This window comes from Paenibacillus sp. FSL R5-0623 (assembly GCF_037974265.1).
Taxonomy (GTDB): Bacteria; Bacillota; Bacilli; order Paenibacillales; family Paenibacillaceae; genus Paenibacillus.
Map to the genome: position 1 here is coordinate 6045925 of NZ_CP150233.1, position 26287 is coordinate 6072211.

Consider the following 26287-nt stretch of genomic DNA (forward strand, 5'->3'; position numbering starts at 1 on the left):
CCTATATCAGTTAAAGGCTTTCATTATAATAGCCTCATACTGATTTGGACATAGTAACATTAATTATACGTTCATAAACAAAGGGTCCTGATGACAACTGTCATCAGGACCCTTTGTTACATAACTTAAATACTTTTGTCAGGTGATAAAAAAGTCGTGAAACCACCACAAATTTTCATTACCACTTCCTCAATATACCGAATGTCGCATATAACGTGCTTAAATTTTTCACCCAATCCGGGTAAAGGATTAGAAAATAATATCAATAACCTCTAGCTCATCTTGCTCCTGTTCAGTTTGGCCATTCAGGGAAATATTCTTTAACAGCACCGAAGGCTGTTCGGCAATTTGGTTGATGATCACGAGCAGGTCCTGAGCGAAATTGTCGATCAGATTGCGCGTAAACAACTTGGTCGCATATTCAAACTGCCCGTTCATTCCCTCATCCAAGAGCGAAATGACCAAGGTAAGGTCAAATTGGGAAACCGCATGCGTTTCCGGATAAGATTCGATCTGGATATCCCCGAAGCTTTGAACGTTATCTTCCTTCGTTTCCAGTGTAAACATGACATCAAATACAGGATTGCGACTTTGATCTCGCGGTACCTGCAGCTTTTTCACAAGTTCTTCAAACGGATAATCCTGGTGGTCGTAGGCCCCCAGCATCGTTTCTTTGACTTCGTTCAAGTAAGCGAGGAACGTCTTCTCCCCGGATGGATAATGGCGAATCGCCAACGTGTTGACAAACATTCCGATGAGCGGCTCCAGGTCGGCATGTGTGCGGCCCGAAACCGGTGTGCCTACAATGAAATCTTCTTGTCCCGAGTACTTGCTGAGCAGGATTGAATAGGCCGCCGATAACAGCATATATAGGGTAGCACCATTCTCATCGGCAATGCGCTGCAAGCTGTCGGTCATCTGCTTGTCGATACTGAAAGGCAGCACATCTCCCTCAAAGCTGCGAGCGGCAGGTCTGACAAAGTCCGTAGGCAACTCAAGCGTTGGCAGTTCACCTTCCAGCATGTCCAGCCAGTAGGCTTCCTGGTGTTTCAGCCGTTCTTTTACAGGTCCGGACTGCTGCCAAGCGGCGAATTCCTTGTATTGAATCCGAAGCGGTTTCAGCGTTTCACCGTTATACAGGCGCAGCAGTTCTTCAATGAAGATACCCATCGACATGCCATCCGTGACGATATGATGGATGTCCAGCATAAGCAGATGACGCTCCGCTTCCCATTCAACTAAGCCCACACGCAGCAGCGGCGGCCGCTCCAAATCAAAGACACGTACAAAGGCATCTGCAATGCTTTTTGTTTCACTTTCCGTCGCTTTTGTATACTCGACGGCAAACTCCAAGTCCGAATAAACCCGTTGTACCGGTTCGCCGTCGACCATTTCGAAGCCAGTTCGCAAAACTTCGTGACGAGCGATTAATCCTTTGAGCGCCGCCTCGAATTGATTCCGCTCCAAGCACCCGACGAGAACCGTCATGCCGGACATGTTGTAGCTAAGCTCGGCGCCTTCCATCTGTTGCTGGATGTACAGCCGCTTTTGCACAGAGGAAAGCGGATAATACTCCCTTTTATTCAGAAGCGGAATGGAAAGGAATTCCTGCTGCTCCAATCGGCTAATCACTTCAGCCATCGCTTCAATAGTCGAGTACCGGAATACATCGCGCAGTGGCAGGTCCACGTGCAGCTCCTTGTGCACCTTGCTGACCAGCGTTGTCGCCCGCAGCGAGTGACCGCCTAGGTCGAAGAAGTTGTCCGTCACACCAATCGTAACTGACCCGAGCACGTCCTGCCAGATGGAGACCAGTTTCACCTCCAGATCGGTGCGCGGCGCCACGTATTCGCGCCCTGCACTTGCTCCCTCTTCCGGTGCTGGCAGAGCTTTCCGGTCGATTTTCCCGTTTGGTGTCAGAGGTAAATGCTCCAGCTCCACGAAGTACGACGGGATCATGTAACCCGGCAGCTCGCTGGAGATTGCTCGTTTCAGGTCGGCCGCCGTCAGTTCGATATCCGTTGTGTAGTAGGCGCACAGCGCCTTTTGCCCATTCTCATGACTTCGAACCAGCACCACCGCTTCGCGTATACCTACCACCCGCAACAGCTGTGACTCGATCTCACCCGTCTCGATCCGGTAACCCCGAATTTTCGCTTGGTTGTCGATTCGGCCGATGAAGTCCACGTTCCCGTCTTCCATCCACCGCGCCAAGTCTCCCGTGCGGTACAGCCGCTCGCCCGCGACAAATGGGCTGCCCACAAACTTCTCCTCCGTCAGCTCTGGACGGTTCAAGTACCCGCGCGCCACGCCGACTCCGCCGATAACCAATTCACCCAGCACGCCGACCGGTACGGGATTCAGATGTGCATCTACGATGTAAAACTTCGCATTTAACCACGCTTTTCCAATCGGCACATGACCTGTCTGCGGCAGTTTCTCCAACTCCTCGTCATAGAAACTGGAGTCAATTGCCGCTTCCGTCACACCGTAGGCGTTAATAATGCGGAACGATGAGCCAAACCGTTCCTGCAAGGTCCGGTAATCTGCCACACTGCAGCTGTCCGAGCTTGTGATCAACAGCTCCATCCCGCTCAACTCCAGCCCTTGCTCATGCACGTATTCCATAAACGGTACGATCAGCGCCGGCGTTGATTCAAAGATCGTCACTTGCTCCCGCTCTATCCAGTAGTGCAGACGAGACGGATCGATCCGGTCGTCCTTCGGTACAATGACCATGGTACCGCCGTTGTACAGCGTCCGCGCAATGTCACCCACGAACACGTCAAACGAGAAGCTTGCGAGCTGCAACAGACGCACCGGGAACTGATCCAACCGGTATTCCCGTCGGTAACCCGCTGCCGTGTTCACCAAGCTTCGGTGCTCGATCATCACGCCTTTTGGCTTGCCCGTCGTTCCCGATGTATAGATGACGTACGCCAGATCCTCCGGACGGGCTTCATGGAAGCTGTCCATACCGACAACATCAACATCATTTGGATGACTCTCGTCACCACCGTTCACAGCCCCCGTTAGCTTGCCGGGGTCTATACCGGAAACCATACCAGAGTCCATCGGTGCATTCTCCCTAACTTCGCTGTATGACGTTTCGTCGTCGAGGTACAGCACCTTCGCCAGTGCCAGCTCCTCTTCGCTGAGCCAGGCTTCGGCACGCTCTCGCAGCGGCGTTTGCGTCAGCAGTACCTTCACTCCGCTGTCTTCCAGCATGAACCGCACGCGGTCCGCCGGATAGTCCGGGTCGAGCGGTACATACGCCCCGCCCGCTTTCCAGACGGCCAGCACGGCCACCAGCAAATCGACCGAACGCTCGGCGAGAATGCCGACGATTGACTCCCGGCCGATGCCACTTGCGCGCAGCGTTACCGACAGGCGGTTCGCCCGCTCATTCAGCTCCGCATACGTCAGCCGATCGTTTTCGTACACGACCGCCTCCGCTTCCGGAGTGCTCTCCGCCTGTTCCTCGAACAGTCGGTGGAACGCGGCCACAGGAGCCACTTCCAGCTGCGCCGGGTTAAACGCGCGTACAAGTTCTTCTTTTTCCGCCGCCGTCAAAATATCCAACTCGGAAATCGTCGCTGACGGGTTGCAGAGAATGGATTCAAGCAACTGCAAGTAGTGGGCAGCCAACTTCTCCACCGTTTCGGTTTTATATAGAGCCGTGGCGTATTCAAACAGATATTCCAAGCCTTCCTCAATCTCCGTAACGTCCAAGCTGAGATCGAATTTGGACACAATTTCTTCGCTGGCATACGTCGACAAATGCAGTCCCGGAAGCTGGATTTCCACATTTTCTGTATTCTGCAAAGCAAACATCGTATCAAACAGCGGATTACGGCTTAAATCACGAGCCACGTTTACCTTATCTACCAGTTCCTCAAACGGATAATTCTGATGTTCAAAAGCACCCAGCGTTGTCTCCTTGATTTCCTTCAAGTAGTCAAGGAACGTCTTACCAGCAACCGGATAACTGCGGATGGCCAATGTATTAACAAACATCCCGATCAGCGGTTGAACGTCGCTGTGATTTCTTCCCGCAATCGGCGTACCAACCACCACGTCTTCCTGACCTGAATATTTATGCAGAAGCACGTTATACGCCGCAAGCAGAACCATGTAAAGCGTTGCGCCGTTCTCAGCTGCAAGCCGTTTCAGGCCTTCGCTTTTCTCAATATTCATAAACAATTGAAGTGTTCGGCCCTCGTAGCTCTGCATAGCCGGGCGCGGATAGTCCGTTGGCATTTCGAGAACTGGCAGTTCTCCGCGGAACATGTCGTGCCAGTAGGCTTCCTGTTTGGCAAGCTGAGCTCTCTGGTTATCCGATTGCTCCCATACTGCATAATCTTTGTACTGAATGCGGAGTGGCTTGAGCGGCTCCCCGCTGTACAAGTCCACGAACTCTTCGATCAGTACGTCCATTGAAACGCCATCCGATACGATATGATGTGTATCGAACATCAGAATGCGCCGGTCTGGCGCCAGTTCGGCAATGCCCACCCGCAGAAGTGGCGGCTTCGCCAGATCAAACGCACGAACGAATTGGCGCACCGTTTCTTCCGCCTGCTCCCCGCTGATCTGCACATATTCCACCTGGAAGGCGACTTCTTCGTAAATCCGCTGAACCGCTTCGCCTTCAACCATCTCAAAGCCGGTACGCAGCGTTTCATGACGAGCTACGAGCCCGCGGAACGCTTCTTCAAACCGGTGCCGGTCGAGCTGCCCTTCGAGCAGCATAGCTCCCGGTATGTTGTAGCTCAGCTCGCCTCCTTCCAGCTGGTTCAAGATATAGAGACGTTTCTGAGCAGAAGAGAGTGGATAGTACTCGCTAGGTTCCGCAGCCGGAATAGCCGTAAACGAGCCAATCTCCAAACGCTCCATAGCCACAGCCATTTCCTCAACTGTCGAGTAGCGGAATACGTCGCGAAGCGGGAATTGGGTGCCCAGCTCCTTATGCATTTTGCTGACAAGTGTTGTCGCCCGCAGGGAGTGTCCTCCGAGGTCGAAGAAGTTGTCCGTTACGCCTACCGCCTTCTCCCGAACAAGCACTTCCTGCCAAATGGCGGCCAGTTTTTCCTCCAGTTCGGTGCGCGGCGCCACGTATTCGAGGCCTCCACCTGCTCCCCCTTCCGGCGCTGGCAGCGCCTTCCGGTCAATTTTCCCATTCGGCGTTAGAGGCAATTGCTTCAGTTCGACGAAATACGACGGAATCATGTATCCCGGTAGCTCACTGGAGATCGCCCGTTTCAAATCTGCCGCCGTCAAGCCTTCTTCCACTGTATAATAAGCGCACAACGCTTTCTGCCCCTCTTGATCTTCCCTGACAACAACGACCGCTTCCTTCACGCCACCTACACTCAGCAGCTCTGCTTCGACTTCGCCCGTCTCGATCCGGTACCCCCGGATCTTCGCCTGATTGTCGATCCGGCCGATGAAGTCCACGTTGCCGTCCTCCACCCACCGCGCCAAATCTCCCGTGCGATACAAACGCTCACCAGTGGTGAAAGGACTGTGTACAAACTTTTCTTCCGTCAGCTCTGGACGGTTCAAGTACCCGCGCGCCACACCGACTCCTCCGATAACCAATTCGCCCAGCACCCCGACTGGAACAGGATTCAGATGTGCATCCACGATGTAAAACTTCGCATTCAACCACGCTTTGCCAATCGGCACATGGCCTGTCTGAGGAAGTTTCGACAACTCCTCGTCATAGAAACTGGAGTCAATTGCCGCTTCCGTCACACCGTAGGCGTTAATGATGCGGAATGACGGACCAAACCGTTCCTGTAAGGTCCGGTAATCTGCCACACTGCAGCTGTCCGAGCTAGTGATCAACAGCTCCATCCCGCTCAACTCCAGCCCCTGCTCATGCACGTACTCCATAAACGGCACGATCAGCGCCGGCGTTGATTCAAAAATCGTCACTTGCTCCCGCTCTATCCAGTAATGCAGACGAGACGGATCGATCCGGTCGTCCTTCGGTACAATGACCATGGTACCGCCGTTGTACAGCGTCCGCGCAATGTCACCCACGAACACGTCAAACGAGAAGCTTGCGAGCTGCAACAGACGCACCGGGAACTGATCCAACCGGTATTCCCGTCGGTAGCCTGCTGCCGTGTTCACCAGGCTGCGGTGCTCGATCATTACACCCTTTGGCTTACCCGTCGTCCCCGACGTGTAGATCACATACGCCAAATCCTCCGGGCAAGCTTCATGGAAGCTGCCCATACCGACAACATCAACATCATTTGGATGACTCTCGCCACCACCGTTCACAGCACCCGTTAGCTTGCCGGGGTCTATACCGGAAACCGTACCAGAGCCCATCGGGGCATTTGTCCGAACTTCGCTGTATGACGTTTCGTCATCGAGATACAGCACCTTCGCCAGTGCCAGCTCCTCTTCGCTGAGCCAGGCTTCGGCACGCTCTCGCAGCGGCGTTTGCGTCAGCAGTACCTTCGCTCCGCTGTCTTCCAGCATGAACCGCACACGGTCCGCCGGATAATCCGGGTCAAGCGGTACATACGCCCCTCCCGCTTTCCAGACGGCCATCACAGCCACCAGAAGGTCCACCGAACGCTCGGCGAGAATGCCAACGATTGTCTCCCGACCGATGCCGCTTGCACGCAGCGTTGCTGACAGGCGGTTCGCCCGCTCATTCAACTCCGCATACGTCAGCCGATCGTTCTCGTAGACAACGGCTTCCTCTTCCGGTGTGCGCTCCGCCTGTTGCTCGAACATTCGATGGAAGGCGGCTACAGGAGCCACTTCCTGCTGCACCGGATTAAACACGCCGACAATTTCTTCTTTTTCTGCCGCCGTCAAAAGCTCCAACTCATTTACACGAACATTCGGATTAGCCGCAACCTGCTCCAATGCACGGGCAAAATGACCGTGGATCTGCCTGATGTCTTGCTCTCTGAACGTCAGTGCATTGTACGTAAACCGCAGCAAAATATGCTCTTCCGGAATGACGGTAATGTCCAGGTCATAGTTCGTTTGTTCCGGCGATTGGATATTAGCAATTTTCAGCGCATCTTGGCCTCCGCCGACAACTTGTTCAATCTGTTCTTCCATCGGATAATTTTCAAAGACCATGATATGGTTGATCAAGTCGCGCTTTTGCTCGCTCAGCGACTGAATTTCGAACAGCGGGAACGTTTCGTAAGCTCCCGATGCCAGCGCTTGATCCTGTGTTTTTCTCAAAATATCGGCTACCGTCTCCTCGGCTTTACCTTGAATACGGACCGGAATCGTATTAATAAACAGGCCAATCATGCTTTCGATGCCCGGAATCTCCGCCGGACGCCCGGATACAACGGAGCCGAACACAACATCCTCGCTGTTGTTATATATCTGTAAGACCAGTCCCCATACAGTCTGCATAAACGTGTTGAGTGTCACCTGTTGCTGGCGCGCCACACGCTCAATTTGCTCAGTCAGTCCCTTGCTGAGTTCCACATCGATTTCAGCCATTTCATAAGCATGCTGTTTCAGCTGCGTTCTCTCCTGCGGCAGCCTGGTCTGCTGATCGTAACCCGCCAAATACTCCGACCAGTAACCCGAAGCTTTCGCTACATCTTGAGCTTCCAGCCATTCGATATACCGAGAGTAAGAGGTAACCGAAGGAAGCTCTAGCGCTCGCTTCTCCTGAAAGGCAAAGTAAGTGTCGAACACTTCCTTGATCATGAAGGACATGCACCAGCCATCCATCAAAATGTGATGATGACTCCAGATCACATGGTAGGACTCGTCGCCTGTGCGCAAAACGGTCACACGCATAAGAGAGTCATGGGCCAAATCGAACTTGTTCGCTTTATCTGCGCTGACAAAATCGGCTATCGTTTTCTCCGGGTGTTCATCTCTCGCCGAGCGAAGATCTTCAAAGTACACTTCACATTTCCGCTCGCGGAATACCACTTGAATCGGCTCGTCTCTCCAGCCGGTAATAAAGTTGGTCCGTAGCGCCTCATTTCGCTGTACCAGCGTATCCAATCCCCGGGTGAAGGCTTCCACATTCAGGCTTCCATACAGATCGAAGGTCACCTGTTCGAAGTAAGCTTCCGAATCGGCATCTAGCAGGCTGTGGAACAACATCCCTTTTTGCAGTGGAGTCAGGGTGTATACATTCTCCAGTTCGCCGAGTGCCGCCGTATGTTCGGACAGCCGCTCCAGTTCCTCCACCGTCACATCTTGAAGCAGTACGTCACTAGGCGTAAGCTCCGGCTGCTCTTTCGATACGCAATGGCTGATGACCTCACGCAAACTCGATTGAAGCAGGGAGCCCAAGCGCTCAACCGTCTCCCGTTGATACTGGGTTTCCCCATAACGGATCGTGAGTTCCAACACGCCTTCCGACACCATACCGTTGATATCGAGGACATAATCCATCACAGCATTTGGACTTGAATCGGAGCCCGGACTGAACGGAGACGGCTGCGAGCCACTGCTTTCGTAATCCTGGTCGAACTGGCCCAGATAGTTAAAACTGATCTCCGGCTCCAAAACGAAGCTCTCTCCGGCACGCGGCGCCGACAAATAACGCAGGATGCCATAGCCGATCCCTTTGTTCGGAATGCGACGCAAGTTTTCTTTCACCTGTTTCACCTGATGACCGAGTGCCTGAACGTGACCTGTCTCCAGAACAACAGGGAATTGGCTTGTAAACCAGCCTACCGTGCGCGAAATGTCCACATCTGGCAAAAGTTCTTCCCGGCCGTGGCCTTCGAGATTCACCAGCACGCGTTCCTGACCGCTCCAAGCTTGTACTGAGAGGCCCAGCGCGGCAAGCAGCAAATCGTTCATTTCCGTATGGTAAGCACGGTGAGCCTGCTTAAGTAATTGTTCGGTTTCGTCCACTGTCCATCGAACGGTTACGAGCCCACTGTCCTTCAGCTTGGATCTGCCTTGTTCATAATCTTTTGGAAGCGGCTCATAGGCCAATTGCTCGATACACTGCCAATACGCTCTCTCGCTTTCCATCGCGGACCCGTTCGCATAATCAGCGAGCTGTTTCGCCCACGTTTGGAATGAATCCGTTTTGAGCGGCAGACGGATCAGCTGCCCTTGCAGCGCCTGCTCATAGGCGGCAGCAAAATCCTCAAGCAGAATCCGCCAGGATACGCCGTCTACAACCAAGTGATGGATCGCGATGAGCAGATGGTCGCCATCGTCGCAGCGGAACAAGCCAAGCTTCACCAGCGGACCGTTTTCCAAATCGATGCTTGCTTGAATGTCATTTGCCTTAACCTCTACCGCTTCTTTCACGTCACGGACTGCCTTGAAATCGACAACTTCCAGATCGAACAGCACTTCATTCTCCCCGGCACCTCGGTTCCAGGCGTTATAACCATTCTCGGTCTGACGATAAACCGTACGAAGAGCATCGTGATGCACGATAAGCTGACGCACTGCTTGACGTAAAGCTTTTTCATCAAAGCCTTGCTTGGAGAACTGCATGAACGCCTGATTACTGTGATGTACATCGGCCGAATTTTGTTCAAAGAACCAGCGCTGAATCGGGGTCAGGATAACCTCTCCCGTCACTTCGGCCTGGCTTGCCGTTCTCTCCGCTGTTTGCAACCGCAAACTAAGGGCGGAAATCGTCGGGTAATGGAACAAATCTTTCATGACCAGCTTGTACCCCGTTTGCAAAAGACGAGAAGATACCTGCAAAGCCTTGATTGAATCGCCACCGAGCGCAAAGAAATTGTCCATCGTGCCGACCTGATCCACGCCTAACACTGACTGCCAGACCAACGCGAGTGCTTTCTCGGCAGGAGTACGCGGCGCCGTGTATGCAGCCTCGGCACGAATGCTTCCTTCCGGCACAGGTAACGCTTTACGGTCGATCTTGCCGTTAGGTGTAAGCGGCAGTTGATCCAAGCGCATGATGCGCGAAGGCACCATATGAGAAGGCAGTACGGCGTCCAGATGGGCCACAAGCCCTTCCAGATCGAAGCTGGAATCCATCACGATATACCCGCACAAATATTTCTGCCCCCGCTCGTCCGTCCGGTCGATGACAAGCGCTTGACGCACCTCGGCAATATTTTTCATGGCCGCTTCAATCTCACCAAGCTCGATCCGATAACCGCGAATTTTCACCTGATTGTCGATTCGGCCGATGAAATCTACGTTGCCGTCAGTCATCCAGCGTGCCAGATCACCCGTCCGGTACAACCGCTCCCCAGCGGTGAATGGGCTATCTACGAATTTCTCCGCCGTTAAATCCGGGCGGTTCAAGTAACCGCGGGCAACACCCGCTCCGCCGATAACCAGCTCACCCAACACCCCGATCGGCACCGGCTTCAGATTTGCATCCACGATGTAGAACTTGGCGTTCAGCCACGCTTTCCCGATTGGCACGCTGCCAGTCTTCGGCAGCTTCTCCAGCGGCTCATCATAGAAGCTGGAGTCAATCGCCGCTTCTGTTACGCCATAGCTGTTAATAATACGGAACTGCGAGCCAAAGCGCTCCTGCAAGGTGCGGTAATCCGCTACGCTGCAAGCGTCCGAGCTTGTGATTAGCAGCTGCATCGAGCTGAGGTCCAGACCCTCGGCATACACATGCTCCATGAACGGCACAACCAGCGCAGGAGTTGATTCGAACACCGTCACGGCGTAATCACGAATCCAGCCATAGAGGCGGGTTGGATCAATCCGGTCTTCCTTTGGCACGATGACTATAGTTCCACCGTTGTACAGCGTCCGTGCAATGTCACCGACGAACACATCAAACGAGAAACTCGCAAGTTGCAGCAGCCGGATCGGGAACTGATCCAGACGGTAGTCCCGCCGGTAGCCCGCCGCCGTGTTCACCAAGCTGCGGTGTTCCACTGCCACGCCCTTCGGACGGCCCGTCGTACCGGAGGTGTAGATGACGTATGCCAGATCGCCCGGCTTGTTCACATTTGCCGGATTGGATGCGAGATTCGCCGCTTGTGTGCTCTGCTCAGCTTCTGCCGTGGCAGATGTTTCGGCAGAAGCCGTTGCCACTTGCGCCAAAGCCTCCGCCTCTGCGTCCGCTTCGCCCAAAGCTTGTACGCCTACAGCCGTTTCCACCGTGCCTAGGCTGTAGGCCGAGGCGTCATCAAGTGCAATCACCGTTTGCAGCGTTAAAGCTCCGTCGCTGCGCCAAGCTTCCACCTGCTCCAACAGGCAGGTCTGCGTAAGCAATACCGATGCCCCGCTGTCCGCGAGCATATATTCGATCCGCTCCGCTGGATAATCGGGGTCAAGCGGTACATAAGCGCCGCCAGCTTTCCATACGGCGAGTACCCCGATCAACAGCTCGGCCGAACGGCCGGCCAGAATGCCGACCACCTGTTCCGGCTTCACCCCGCGTGCCCGCAGTACATACGCCAGACGATTTGCTTTGGCGTTCAGCTCCGCGTATGTCAGCTTGCTGTCTTCATATACAACCGCCAGCGCTCCCGGAGTGCGTTCCGCCTGCTCTTCGAACAGCTCGTGGAACGTTCTCTCTCTCCACGACTCATCCGGTTCCAGACCTGTACCCTCTGCGGCGTATTGCTTCACAAGAGCCAAAGACGACACGTCAAACCCGACCAGTAAATTATCCTTTTCGCTGTCCGTCAATATATCCAAATCCGAAATCCGCGCATCCGGCTGAGCCAGGATCGACGCCAAAAGCTGCTCGTAATGACCCGCCAGCCGTACCATTGTTTCCTGTCTAAACAACGAGGTAGCGTACTCGATCTTGCAAACCAACTCGTTACCCTCTTCCACGATATCCAAGCTAAGATCAAACTTCGCCGTCTTTTCCTCGATGTCAAACAGTGACCATTGCAAACCTTCAAGAGTTAAATCCAGGCTTTCGTGCTTTTGCAAAGAAAACATGGTGTCAAACAGCGGATTCCGGCTTAAATCCCGGCTCACCTGAAGAGCTTCTACCAGCTCCTCAAACGGATAGTCCTGGTGCTCGTAGGCTCCAAGCGTCCTTTCCTTCACTTCCTGCAGGTAATCCATGAACGTCCGCTCTGCCGTCGGACCCAAGCGAAGGGCCAGCGTATTGACAAACATGCCGATTATCGGCTGCACATCGGCGTGAGAACGAGCGGCAATCGGAGTACCAACTACTATATCTTCCTGTCCCGCGTATTTATGAAGTAATACGGAGTACGCAGCCAGCAGAAGCATGTACAACGTGGCCCCCGAATCGCTGGCAAGCTGTTTGAGAGCTTCGCATTTCTCCGAATCTAGCGTAAACGTGAGCGTTTGACCGTCAAACTGCTGAACGGCTGGACGGGAGTAGTCGAGAGGCAGCTCAAGAACCGGAAGCTCGGAGCTGAATACCCCGTGCCAGTATTCCTCCTGTCGTTTGATGCGTTGACGCTGTTCCTCGGATTGCTGCCAAACGGCGTAATCCTTGTATTGAATCCGCAGCTCCGGCAATTCTTCACCATTGTATAGGCGCACGAATTCGCGCAGCAGCACATCCATGGAAAGGCCGTCGGAAGCAATATGATGCATATCCAGCGCGAGCAGGAATTTTTCTTTCTCCAATTCGATCAGCAGGGCGCGCAGTAAAGGCGGCTGGGTCAAGTCAAAAGGCTGAATGAAGCCTTCAAGAATGGCTGCAACCTGATCTTCGCTTGCTTGAATCTTCTCGACCTTGAAAGCGACGAGCGGGTGAATACGCTGAACTGGCTCCCCATTCATGATTTCAAAACCGGTGCGCAACATATCGTGCCGGGCCATCAAAGTAGTCAGTACATCTTCTATTTTGGCCTCGTTCAAAGCCCCTTCCAATTGCAAGGCACTTGGGAGATTATAATTCAGCTCCAAGCTATCCAGCTGGTGCAGGACGTATAGCCTTTTTTGTGCAGAGGAAACCGGATAGTATGCTTTCTCTTCCGCTTTTGGAATCGAGCTATGCTCTGATTCATTCAAGCTGGCAATAGCCCCGGCTATTGACTCTACCGTCATATAGCGGAACACATCGCGCAGCGGAAGTTCAACGTTCATTTCCTTCCGAATCTTGCTGACAAGGTTTGTCGCCCGCAAGGAATGCCCTCCCAGTTCGAAGAAATTGTCCATGACTCCAATGCCGGAGTAACCCAGCACTTCCTCCCAGATCTTCACAAGCCGGGACTCCGTAAGGTTACGCGGCGCTACGTATTCAACGCCCGTTTGCAAACCGCCTTGCGGCTCCGGCAATGCTTTGCGGTCCACTTTGCCGTTGGACGTCAGCGGCATATGTTCCAGCTGCACGAAGTACGACGGGATCATGTATCCCGGCATTCCCTGGGCCAGCAAGTTCCTCATTTCGCTGACCGCCAGCGTCCGGTCCGCCACAAAGTAGGCAACAAGCGCCTTCTCGCCCCCGCTGTCCTGACAGGCGAGCACCACCGCTTCTTCCACACCCTCCACGTTCAGAAGCTGCGTCTCAATTTCGTCCAGCTCGATCCGGTACCCGCGGATTTTGACCTGATGGTCGATCCGACCCAGATATTCAATGTTGCCGTCCGGCAGCCAAGCTGCCAAGTCTCCCGAACGGTACAGTTTCTCCCCATCTGCAAACGGAGAATCAATGAACTTTTCCGCCGTCAAATCCGGGCGATTCAGGTATCCTCTTGCCAATCCTTCCCCGGCTACGTACATTTCGCCTGCTACGCCGATCGGAACAGGACGACGATTTTCATCCAGAACGTACACGCTCAGCGTTGGGATCGGCTTGCCGATATTACTTTTCGCCGCCTCCATCTCCATCCATGTGATTTCCTTATACGTCACGTGAACCGTCGTTTCGGTAATACCGTACATATTGACCAGCCTTGTCTCCGGGTACTTCGTCTTAAAACCCTTGAGCAACAGCGGGCTGAGCGCTTCGCCGCCGAAGATGATGTTGTGAATCTGCAGATCGTACGGATGGTCCGCTAAAACCTCACGCAGCAGTTGGTAGAAATATGTTGGCGTCTGGTTCAAAATCGTGACCCGTTCGCGGCTCAGCAGTGCCAGGAACTCAGCCGGATTTTTCGCCGTAAGCGGCGGTACGATAACCAGCTTGCCTCCGTACAGCAACGCTCCGTACATCTCCCAGACGGAGAAGTCGAAGCAGAACGAGTGGAACAACGTCCACGTGTCAGACGGCCCAAAGTCGAACAGGTTCTTGTCGTTGAACAAAAGGCGCACGACGTTTTTATGCTCGATCAACGTGCCTTTGGGTTTGCCGGTCGTTCCCGATGTGTAGATGACATAAGCCAAGTTACCCGGCCCGGAAATCGGCTCCAGATTCGAAGCGTCCAGCTCACCAGCTGATTCCGCCCCTTTGTCGCCCCAAACGAAATCGTTCAATTCAAGGCGCGTTCCTACGAAGTCGGTCTTCTCATGCAAGTGCTTTTGAATCAGCAATAACGGTGCGCCCGAATCCTCAATCATGAAGCGGATGCGTTCCTCCGGGTAGTCGGGATCAACAGGCACGTAGGCTCCGCCCGCTTTGAGAATCGCCAGAATGCCGACGACCATATCAAGCGAACGTTCGGCCAGAATCGCTACCAGCTGGTCCGCTTCGACTCCCGTCTCCCGAAGCTTGCGCGCAAGCCGGTTGGACCGCTCGTTCAGTTCGCGGTAGGACAACTGCCGCTCATTCATGACAGCGGCCACGTTATCCGGGTATAGCTTCGCCTGCTCTTCGAACAAGCCATGAATCGTCTGCTGCCGCGGGTAGTCTGCCTCCGAATCATTAAAACCGTGCACCAGTTCACGGATTTCCTGCTCCGTTAGCATTTCCAGCGAAGCAATATCCCCTTCCGGTGCTGTTGCAATAGTTTCGAGTAGCTTGTCGTAATGTCTGGCGAACCGCTCCGCGGTCTCCTGTTTATACAAAGCAGTAGCGTACTCTAACCGGCATTCGAGCTGACCATCCAGCTCCGAAATGTCCAGAAGCAGCTCGAACTTGGACGTTCGGTTTTCCAACGGATAAAACGATTGCTCCAGCCCCTCGATGACAATTTGCTCATTCTCCGTATTTTGCAGGGAGAAGAACGTATCAAAGAGCGGATTCCGGCCGGTCGCACGCGGAATGTGAAGACTTTCCACCAAATCTTCAAACAAATAATTTTGGTGTTCAAAAGCACCGAGTGTGATTTCCTTCATTTCTTCCAGGTACTTAAGGTACGGCTTGGAACGCTCCGGATGGCTGCGGATGGCAAGTGTGTTGATAAACATACCTACGATTGGCTGTACTTCTTCCTGCGTTCTTCCTGCAATCGGCGTTCCCACGATCAGATCTTCCTGACCCGAATATTTATGCATAAGAATCGAGTAAGCAGACAACAGCACCATGTACAGGGTCGTGCCCGTCCGTGCGGCCAGTTCTTTCAGCTTCTCCGTCCGTTCTTTCCCAATATCAAACTTCACGGTCCGGCCGTCAAAACTTTGCACCGCAGGCCGCGGAAAGTCCGTCGGCAGTTCCAATACAGGCAGCTCGCCCGACAGCTGTTCCAGCCAGTACTCCTTCTGTGGCTGGATCAACTGCCCGTAGGCTTCGGAATGCTGCCAAACGGCATAATCTTTGTATTGAATACTCAACGGAGCCAGCTCCTCACCCCGATACAGGCGGCTGAACTCGTCGAAAAGCAGCGCTGTCGAGATGCCATCCGAGACGATATGGTGCATATCGAACAGCAGAATGTGGCGATCCTCGCCGACTTCGATCAGGCCGATGCGCAGAAGTGGCGGCTTGGTCAGATCAAACGGGTGATAGTATGCTTCCACCACTTGGTCCACTTCTCGCTCGCTCACCTGGAAATAATCTACAGAAAACTCCACCTTGTCATAGATGCGCTGCACAAGCTCGCCTTGAACCTGCTCGATCCCGGTACGTAGCGTCTCATGGCGCTGAATCAGCGCCCGGAACGCGTACTCTACGCGCGTGCGGTCCAGCTTGCCTTCGAGAAGAAGCGCCGCTGACATATTGTAGCTACGCTCGGCCGCGTCAAGCTGGCGCAGGACATACAGACGCTTTTGCTCGGATGAAACCGGATAGTACTCGGCCTCTGCCGCCTTTGTAATCTCATACGTCTCCTGCTGCTTTAAACCGCTAATTCTTTGAGCAAGTTGTTCGATCGTGGTGTAGCGGAAAACGTCCCGCAGCGGAACCTCGACTTGCAGCTCTTTTCGAATCTTGGAAACCAGCGCGGAGGCTCGCAAGGAATGACCACCAAGGTCAAAGAAATCGTCATGGACTCCAACTCGCGCAATACCCAGCACCTGCTGCCAAATAAGTGCAAGTCTTGTTTCCAGCGTTGTACGAGGAGCCACATACTCACGGCCCACTTCTACCTCTCCGGTCGGTTCAGGCAGCGCTTTACGGTCAACTTTTCCATTCGGTGTGAGCGGAAGCTGATCAAGAGACACCAGCCGTGCCGGAACCATATGCGCAGGCAGCTCTTGTTTCAATTGGGACAACAGATCGCTCAGCTGCACGGAAGCATCCCCCGCCACGTAACCGCACAAATACTTTTGCCCCTGCTCATCCGTACGGTCAGTCACCACAGCCTGCTTGACACCCGGGAAACGCAACAGGGCCGATTCAATTTCGCCGAGTTCGATCCGGAACCCGCGAATTTTCACCTGATAGTCGATTCGGCCGATGAAGTCAACGTTACCGTCTTCCAGCCAGCGGGCCAAATCTCCTGTCCGATACAGACGTTCGCCAGGCACAAACGGGCTGTCTGCAAACTTCTCGGTGGTTAGGTCCGGACGGTTCCAATACCCGCGCGCCACCCCGGCGCCGCCGATGACAAGTTCACCCGGAATCCCTACAGGAACCGGCTTTAACCCGGCATCGACAATGTAAAACCGGGCGTTCAACCAGGCTTTGCCAATCGGCACATGACCCAACGATGGCAGCTTGTCCAGCGGCTCATCGTAAAAGCTGCTGTCAATGGCCGCTTCGGTAACGCCGTAGCTGTTGATGATGCGGAATTGTCCGCCGAATCTTTCCTGCAGCAATCGATAATCGGTGACACTGCAAGCATCCGAGCTGGTAATCAGCAACTGCATGGAGCTGACGTCCAGTCCTTCTTCATAAATATGCTGCATGAACGGCAGGATGAGTGCAGGTGTCGATTCAAATACCGTAATGTTTTGCTCCCGAATCCAGCCGTATAAACGGTTCGGATCAATCCGGTCATCCTTTGGCACAATTACCATTGTTCCTCCGTTATACAGCGTCCGCGCGATGTCTCCAACGAACACGTCAAACGAAAAGCTGGCCAGTTGCAGCAACCGCACCGGGAACTGATCCAACCGGTACTCGCGGCGGTACGCATCCGCCGTATTCATGAGACTACCATGCTCGATCATGACGCCTTTTGGGCGTCCCGTCGTACCCGAGGTGTAAATCACATAAGCCAAGTCTTGCGGGGCATTGTCAGCAGATTCATATTCCACAGCTGAGGTATCCCCGTTATACATCTGTTCATCATCCATGGCATAGACAGCTTGAAGCTTCAGTCGGTCATCGGCCAACCAACCTCCGGCCCCCTCCAACAGATGACGCTGCGTAAGCAGCACCGATGCTTCGCTATCGCTGAGCATGTACTCAATCCGTTCCGCCGGATAATCGGGGTCCAGCGGTACATAAGCTCCGCCGGCTTTCCATACGGCGAGCACACCGACCAGCAATTCCACCGAGCGCTCCGCCCAGATCCCCGTAATCGTCTCCCTTCCCACGCCCTGTTCACGAAGGAGCGAAGCCAGCCGCTCAGCGCGTTTGTTCAGTTCGCCGTAGGTCAGCTTTTTGTCCATGTAAACAACTGCCGGGTGATCCGGAATGTCTCGGGCAAACTTTTCAACATACCGATGAAACGCTATTCCCTCGCTCAGTGCTGCCACCGGCGGGTTAAACACGCCCAGAATACGGTGTCTCTCCTCATCGCTCAGTAGAGAAATCTCGCGTACCCGCAGTTCGGGAGTCTCAAGAAACTGGTCCAAAACAGTTACATACTGTTCCATAATGCGATCAATCTCGGCCATCTCGAACAGGCCGGTACGATAGGAAGCATGGAGAATGACATGGCCTTCATTCAGCATATGGTCGAAGCGAAGCAGTAGATCATCCATCTCGTGCCTGGCAAAGTGAGCCTCCAGACGTACCTTGATTTCTTCGTACTCCACGATTTTCAAAGGCAGATATTCCAGAGACGTGCGGAACAACTCCGAAAGATCGTTGCGACCGTGTTGTTCACGTAAATCCTGGATCAATTGGTTATAAGGATATTTCTGATGCCGCAGATCCGCCGTATTTTCCTTGGAAACCGTTTGGATCAAGGAGAGCACGGACCCATCTGGATTCAGACTAATCCGCGTAGCCACGGTGCTGACGAACATACCGATCGTTTCTTTTTCCTTCTTGCTGGTGCGATTGGCAAATACCGTGCCGACCGGCACATCGGTGCTGTCGGTCAGCTTATACAATAAGGCGTACATGGCGGACAAAAATAACGTATATAAACTGACCTGATATTGTTCGCTAAAAGCCAGAATGCGGTCATACCGGGAACCATCCAACGTGATGGAACGTTTATTCGATTCGCTGCCAATCGAGAATGGCGGAACCGATTTAATGCCGCTCGTTTCAGGCAGAGTATTGTACTTGGTCAGCCAATATTCCTTGCCTTTTTGATAACGCTGCGATTGTTCATATTCATGCTCAGTTGAAATATAATCCAGATAGGAAGGGGCCTGGTAACTGCTGAGGATGCCTTTGCGCAGTTCCAGGTATTTTTCCATCACCGCATGCAGCAAAGCAGTGACGGACAAGCCATCGGCAATGATATGATTTATAGTCAAATTAAGCCATACTTGGCCGTTCGCAAAATGGATCATCGTAAATTGATAGAGGTGTTCGTCGAACACACTGGCTGGTTTTTCGGTTACTTCTTTCACCCAGGCATAGAATTGTTCGGTTGTACCTATTTCGAGGTGGCTTATCTGGGCTTGGACATTCTCCGTCTCTTCGAACCACTGCGTTGGATTTTGCAAATCCCCGCTAATGCGGATTCGGAAAGCGTCATAGGTTTTGACAATCTCTGCGGCCGCTTGCTCCAGCAGCTTGGTGTCGATCTCGCCTGTAATCTGGTAGGTCGCGGAAAGCATCGTGATGGATGTGCCCGGATTCATAATTTCCATGAACCATATCCGGCGCTGGGCTTGCGTTAATCCATATTGCTTGTTCGTATTCTCTCTCACATCGACACACTCCCGTATTAGAGATTGTTTGTAGATAGGCTTTGTATCTAGATATCAGCAGGAAGACACTCGTTGTAATGGTCTAGCCATACAGCCGCGCGTAATACCCTCCGAGCGCCAGCAGGTCCTGATGGCGGCCCCGTTCGACGACCGTTCCTTGGTTCATGACCGTAATCAAATCCGCATGTTCCACCGTGCTGAGACGATGCGCAATCAGAATGGTGGTGCGCCCCTTCATCAATACGTTCAGAGCTTGCTGTACCCAATGCTGGGATTCGTTATCCAATGCAGAAGTCGCTTCGTCCAGCAGCAGAATCGGGGCGTTTTTGAGAATCGCCCGGGCGATCGCAATTCGCTGCCTTTGTCCGCCTGACAACGATGCTCCTCTCTCCCCCACCGGCGTTTTATACTGTTCAGGAAGTTCCTGAATGAAATGGTGAGCGTATGCCGCTTTGGCCGCTTCAACCACTTCTTCATCCGTTGCATCCGGGTTTCCATAGCGGATGTTTTCCTCAATCGTGCCGGTAAACAAAAACGGCTCCTGCGGAACGTACGCAATCTGCCTGCGGATTTCGTCCAGTGTGTAATGGCCAAACGGTTTGCCTTGGAGCAGGATATCTCCGCTGTCCACAGGATAAAAACCGAGCAGCAGCTTGATCAACGTACTTTTGCCGCTGCCGCTGGCTCCCACGATCGCAGCGACCTGACCAGGAAACACCTGCATGGACATGTCGACAAGTACCTTTTTATCCGCCTGATAGGAAAATTCCACATCGCGAAACTCCACCGCAGCCTCCGATATAAGCTCGCTGTGAGAAGATCCCAGACGCTCCGGTTCCTCTTGCTCACTTAGTACCTCTTGAATCCGGTGAGCGCCCGCGAGCGAATTCTGGGTCATCGACAGAACCATCCCCAAGTTCAACAAGGCGTGTGTCAGATTCACTTGCAAAACTGCCAGAGCGGCGACGCTTCCCATTCCCATCAATCCGTAAGCATAAAGAAGACTGCCGATGACAATGATGCCGCAAAACGTGACGTAACTGATGAAATGGTTCACCGCAGCCTGCATACCGTTCTTTTTCGCCGTTTGCCGAAGCGTTTGCGTCATTTGTTCGTTCAACGCCTCGTACTGGCCGTAAATCGTGCGGATGTGAAACAGCTTCACAATTTGAATACCGCCCATAAAATCTTTGAATTTTTCGGTCATTTTACCAAGAGTTTGCAAGCCTTGTTCGGACAAGACACGAATATCCCGTGCAAATTTCAAACTGACCAGAGAGGACAGCAGCAGAATGACGAAAGAAACGCCGGCAAACCGCCAATCGATCACCACCATGGAGACAATCGAGCCGATGCAAAAGACAACTTGAAGCAACAAAACGAAGTAAACCTGCGAGAATGTAAACTCAACGGTCGTTACGTCGTTGTTCACCCGCGACAGCAAGTCCCCATGGTGCGTCTGCTCCAGGAATTTCGGCCGCACCCGGCACAGCTTGTCATAAAGACGTTTGCGGATATTCAGCACAGTCAGCTCGACACTGCGCTGGTATAAGTAAATGAACCAGGGAGAAATTATATTTTCCAGGAACAGGGCCGCGCCCAAAATAATAAAGGCTTCCACCATAAGGGACGTATCTCGGGACACGGCGAAATCAACCAAGTTATGTACGACCAAGCTGAAGGCGATCAGAAACAATGTCTGGGTGAGCGCCGTTACAGCAAGGCCAATCGCGTACTGGGTTTTGCGCTTGCGGTTCATAAACGTCAGCAAGTAGCCGAGTTCTTTCACTTGCGAGAGCCTTCCGCCCTTTTTCATGTGTATGACACCTCCCTGCGTTCGGCAGACTCGGTAAATTCCTGGTAGTACGACTGGGCGTACAGTCCCTTCCTCTCGAGCAATTGTTCATGAGTGCCTTTTTCGACAATATTTCCTTCTTCCATAACCCAGATTTCATCGGCGTTTTGCACCGTAGAAAGCCGGTGGGCAATAACCATGGTCGTTCTCTGCTTCATCAATACGTCCAGCGCTTCCTGAACCGCGCTTTCCGACTCCGGATCAAGAGCCGATGTGGGCTCATCCAGCAACAGAACGGGAGCATCTTTCAGAAAAGCCCGGGCCATTGCAATGCGCTGGCGTTGCCCACCGGACAAAAATCCGCCGCGCTCTCCGACATACGTCTGGTAGCCGCCCTCAAGCTCCATAATGAAAGAATGGGCCTGAGCGGCTTTGGCGGCTTCGATAATGTCGTCCATCGACGCTTCTTCCCACCCATAGCCGATATTTTCGGCGATCGTACCGCTAAACAAATATGAATCTTGGGTTACCACGGAAAAATGCGACCGAAGCTGCTCTGGATCAGCGCCGCGGATCAGGCTTCCGAACACACGGATCTCGCCCTGATCCTCCGGAAGCGGATAAAAGCCGCATACCAGCTTAAACACCGTACTCTTCCCTCCGCCACTCGCTCCAACAAGTGCAATCGTCTTGCCTTCCGGCACCGAGAAGTTAATATTCCGCAGAATCAGGGAATTCTCTTCATACCCGAAGGTTACGTTCTGAAACTGGATGGGGGCGGCGCTCGCTTTTGGAAGCAAACGGCCATTTTCCGTTTCAGTCGGTTGCTCGACGATTTCGGAGACCCTTCTCAGAGCACCGCTCATTTCGAACGTGCGCGTGATGAGCTCAGGAATATGCTCCAGCGGCTCCAGACACAGATTAAGCAAGTACAGGAAGGCGATCAGTTCTCCCGCGCCTAGCTGCCCGTTGTAGATCAAATAGCTTCCGTAACTGACGGCGAAAATGATCGGGCTGATCATCAGCGTAGAAAGCAGCGGATTGACCCAGGCTTCCCGCTTTTTCACGGCCAGCTTTTTTTGAGCCGTCAATTGCAGCAGCACTTGGTAGGATCGAGATAACATACCAGATAGCAGATAGCTTTTTACAATAGGTATCCCTCCAAGCGTATCCTGGAGGTTGACGTTCATTCGGCCCATGTTCGCCTGGGCTTCCTCCGTCAACTGTTCCAACTGCTTGCCGATCCATTGGGAAACCAGCAGTGCTACGGGAAATAACAGCAGGCTGTACAGCATCAGCTCCCATTGGAGATACATCAAATAAGCGAAACAGCCGATAAATAATAGCGGATGATAAAACCACTGGGCGAGGTCCCGAATCATAAATTGCTGAATGAGCTGCAGATCGTTGTTGATCCGCGACAACACGTCGCCGGAGTGCTGTTTTTCCAAATAGGGGACCGGGAGTTTGCCGATATGACGCATGACATGGTTGCGGATATCCTGCACCGCAGAGGCACTGCTTCGCTCCACACCAAAGCTCATGAAAAACTTCGCCGGCACACCGATCAAGATGACCGCAAAGACCGTGTACACGATCTGCAGAACGACGGGCCCCGCCCCATTCTCGGCCTGTGTGGTCAGCTGCTCGACCAAACGTCCCGTCCATATCTCAATAACCGCGGCGGCTATTGCAGATAAGATACCGACGATCATCCAGCCTTTGTGGCGGCTCACATAGGACATCAGCCAGCGGAACGCTTTCCAGGTATCATAAGCGGTTCGGCGCTTGGAAGGCTCCGCTGTGCGTTGTTCTTGAACAGACGTCTGCCGATCAGCTCCCATGCAGGACCCCGACCTCTGCTTCGATCTGCCGCTTGATCTGCACTAAGATGTCACGGATGACAACGGCCGTTTCGTCCACGCGTGCGAGTTCCAGTAATTCCTCGTGTGCACCCTCCAGCCGGTAATCGGCGTAAGCTTGCATCGTTGCCCTCTCCCAGGACGGCAACTGGTGCTCTAGGCGGAATGCTTCGCTGTCCTTCGCAATCAGTTCGTAAATCCGGGCAGTTATCGTGCCTGAATTAATAAGCTGCGCTTCGTACGTCAAGGTGGCTTTGATCTTCCGATGAACACGCTCCCGCACGAGCGGATTGCTCATTAATTCCTTCTCTTCTTCGTCGAAATCCGCAAGCATTTCTTCAAGCTCTTTCTCAGACGTTTCATAAGGCGTGAGTGTGTCCTTAATCCACGAGTCCACCATGAGCACGTCCGTTACGACATACCCTCTTCTTTCCATCGTTTTGGCTACCTCGAACGTCAGGTTGCCTCCGAAGCAGTAACCGAGCAGCACGTAAGGTCCTTCCGGCTGGATGCGAATAATCTCATCCACATAATGGTTCAGCATGGCCTCGTAATCGATGGCATCGTCGATAAAATCAATGCCGTAAAGCACGAACCGGCCGTCTAGCCTGCTTGCAAGCTCTCGGTAACCGATGCCGAAGCCACTGCCTGGAGGGAAGCAGAACACGTTCAGATCCCCTGTTTTATTCAGCTTAATGAAGGAGTCTCCCCCTTTATCCAGACCCAGATCCTCCTCTTCAAAAGCCATGGCTTCAACGGTTACACTATGGAATTGGCGATTCAGCGGTATCTCGATGCCTGTTTCATCGTAAACGGCTTGAACGAGCCTCATCAGACTTAATGAATTGCCGCCCAGCTCAAAAAAGTTATCCTTTACGCCGACCTGAGGAATGCCAAGTGTATCCTGCCAGACACGGGCGATCTTCATCTCGAGCAGCGTTCTCGGCGCAACATATTCCGCTCCTCTGGCAGCAGCTTCCTCCGGCACTGGCAGCGCTTTGCGGTCGATTTTTCCGTTCGCGGTCAGCGGCATCTGCCAAAGCTGCACAAGATGGGCAGGAATCATATACCCCGGAAGCTGCTTGCCGAGCTGCTCCTTGAGTTCATTCGCCGCCAGCTTTGTTTCCGCGACGTAATAAGCAACAAGTTGCTTATGGCCGTTCGCGTCGTCCCGGGCGAGTACCACCGCTTCTTCCACGCCCCGGACGTTCAGAAGCTGCGTCTCAATTTCGTCCAGCTCGATCCGGTACCCGCGGACTTTGACCTGGTGGTCGATTCGGCCGAGGTATTCAATGTTGCCGTCCGGTAGCCAGGTCGCCAAGTCGCCCGAACGGTACAGTTTCTCCCCCTCCGCAAACGGGGAATCAACAAACTTCTCCGCCGTCAGATCCGGACGGTTCAGGTATCCTCTCGCGAGCCCTTCCCCAGCCACATACATTTCGCCCGCTACGCCGATCGGCACTGGGCGGCGGTTTCCATCCAGGACATACACCTTCAGTGTTGGGATTGGCTTGCCAATATTGCTCTTCGCCGCCTCCATTTCGACCCACGTAATTTCCTTATACGTCACGTGAACCGTCGTTTCGGTAATGCCGTACATATTGATTAACTTTGTCTCCGGGTACTTCGTCTTGAAGCCCTTGAGCAAAAGCGGACTGAGCGCTTCGCCGCCGAAAATGACGTTGCGAATCCGCAGATCGTATGGATGATCCGCCAAGACCTTACGCAGCAGCTGATAGAAGTACGTTGGCGTCTGGTTCAAAATCGTGACCTGTTCGCGGCCCAGCAGCGCCAGGAAATCGGCCGGATTTTTCGCCGTGAGCGGCGATACGATGACCAGCTTGCCTCCATACAACAGAGCTCCGTACATTTCCCAGACGGAGAAATCGAAGCAGAACGAGTGGAACAGCGTCCACGTGTCGAACCGCCCGAAGTCGAACAAGTTCTTGTCGTTGAACAGGAGACGCACAACGTTTTTATGCTCGATCAACGTGCCTTTGGGTTTGCCGGTCGTTCCCGACGTGTATATAACATATGCCAGGTTCTCCGGCCCGGAAACTGACTCCAGATTCGAAGCGTCCAGCGAACCTTCCGAGTCAGCCCCGCTGTCGCCCCAAACAAAATCATCTATTTCAAGGCGCATTCCTGCGAAGTCGGTCTTCTCATGCAAATGCTTTTGAATCAGCAATAACGGTGCACCCGAATCCTCGATCATGAAGCGGATGCGCTCCTCTGGATAGTCGGGATCGACAGGCACGTAGGCTCCACCCGCTTTGAGAATCGCCAGTATGCCGACAACCATATCGAGCGAGCGTTCGGCCAGAATCGCTACCAGCTGGTCCGCTTCAACTCCCGTGTCCCTAAGCTTGCGCGCAAGCCGGTTGGAGCGCTCGTTCAGCTCGCGGTAGGTCAGCTGACGTTCGTTCATGACAACGGCCACGTTGTCCGGGTATAGCTCCGCCTGTTTTTCAAACAAATCGTGAATCGTTTTCCCCCGCTCGAACCCGGTTTCGGTGTCATTAAATCGATTCAGCAACGTCTCCCTCTCGTCCGGGGAAAGCACATCGGCTTGTCCAAGCTCCAGATCCGGCTGAAATACAAGCACGGACAGAAGCCGAACAAGATGGTCGGCCGCCTGTTCCACAAATGCCCGTTCGTATCGATTCCGGTCAAAGCTTATTTCCAGCTGAATAGAGTCGTTTTGGTGGTCGAATCGAAAAACCGTATCTGCCGCCACTCGGTTACCCAGCGGTTCAGGATGAATCGGGACGAAGGATGTAACGGTGTTGACGACCGGAAGACCCTCCCCTGTATAGTCCAGATGGAGCGGCTCAACCATTTTCCGAAAAGGCAGATGCTGATGCTCTAGCGCCTCGCCGATGGAGGTTTTGATGCCCCCGAGCAGCGTTTTCAGTGTAGTCTGGCTGCTTACGGACGTTTTGATCACCAGGATGTCATGCGGCGGCTGAGTCACGTCTGGGTCCCCGCTATAAGAAGGCATGCCGACCAGTACTTGATCCTGCCCGGTATATTTGAACAGCAGACTTTTTACTCCTGCCAAAACAATCATGTACAAAGCCAGATCCGAACCATTAGCGAGGCGAATAATTCTCTCCGAGAGCTCACTCGGCAGGGTACGGTGAAGCAAAACCGGCTCTGCCGCAGCTTCGCCGCACGCAGATAATTTGGAGGATTGACTGTAGGGAAGGAAGCTCAGACTGTCATCGTCGTCAAACTTACTGCTCCAGTACCGTTCTTCCTTTTCAAATAATGATTTCATTCGTACCTCCCCTAAAAATGAAGTGACCGCATGCCCCGGCGCAGGTCCGAAAAAACCTGCTTTCGGCCTGCGCGTTAACGGGCTTGATTTACGGAGTTGCAAGTTGTTCGCCGT

4 protein-coding genes are annotated in these 26287 nt (G+C 53.3%); all 4 read right to left on the bottom strand.

Features of this window, described 5'->3' with window-relative positions; all coding sequences use genetic code 11:
* Positions 1-249 precede the first annotated feature (249 nt).
* Positions 250-19236: a non-ribosomal peptide synthase/polyketide synthase gene (locus MKY92_RS26590; protein ID WP_339298223.1), complete on the bottom strand. Its 18987-nt coding sequence runs from the start codon at positions 19234-19236 to the stop codon at positions 250-252.
* A gap of 82 nt (positions 19237-19318) precedes the next feature.
* Positions 19319-21052, bottom strand: a complete 1734-nt coding sequence (locus MKY92_RS26595; protein WP_339298224.1) for an ABC transporter ATP-binding protein — start codon at positions 21050-21052, stop codon at positions 19319-19321.
* The gene (locus tag MKY92_RS26600) at positions 21049-22875 is read right to left on the bottom strand and encodes an ABC transporter ATP-binding protein (protein ID WP_339298225.1); all 1827 of its coding nucleotides are present in this window, start codon (positions 22873-22875) and stop codon (positions 21049-21051) included. The genes MKY92_RS26595 and MKY92_RS26600 overlap by 4 nt, the downstream gene beginning before the upstream one ends.
* The gene (locus tag MKY92_RS26605) at positions 22865-26173 is read right to left on the bottom strand and encodes an amino acid adenylation domain-containing protein (RefSeq protein WP_339298226.1); all 3309 of its coding nucleotides are present in this window, start codon (positions 26171-26173) and stop codon (positions 22865-22867) included. Before MKY92_RS26605 ends, MKY92_RS26600 begins: the two co-directional genes overlap by 11 nt.
* Between the last annotated feature and the right edge of the window lie 114 nt (positions 26174-26287).

Excerpts from the sequence above, each read along its gene's own strand:
- MKY92_RS26595 (WP_339298224.1), bottom strand. The coding sequence starts at position 21,052 with ATGAAAAAGGGCGGAAGGCTCTCGCAAGTGAAAGAACTCGGCTACTTG.
- MKY92_RS26600 (WP_339298225.1), bottom strand. The coding sequence starts at position 22,875 with ATGGGAGCTGATCGGCAGACGTCTGTTCAAGAACAACGCACAGCGGAG.
- MKY92_RS26605 (WP_339298226.1), bottom strand. The coding sequence starts at position 26,173 with ATGAAATCATTATTTGAAAAGGAAGAACGGTACTGGAGCAGTAAGTTT.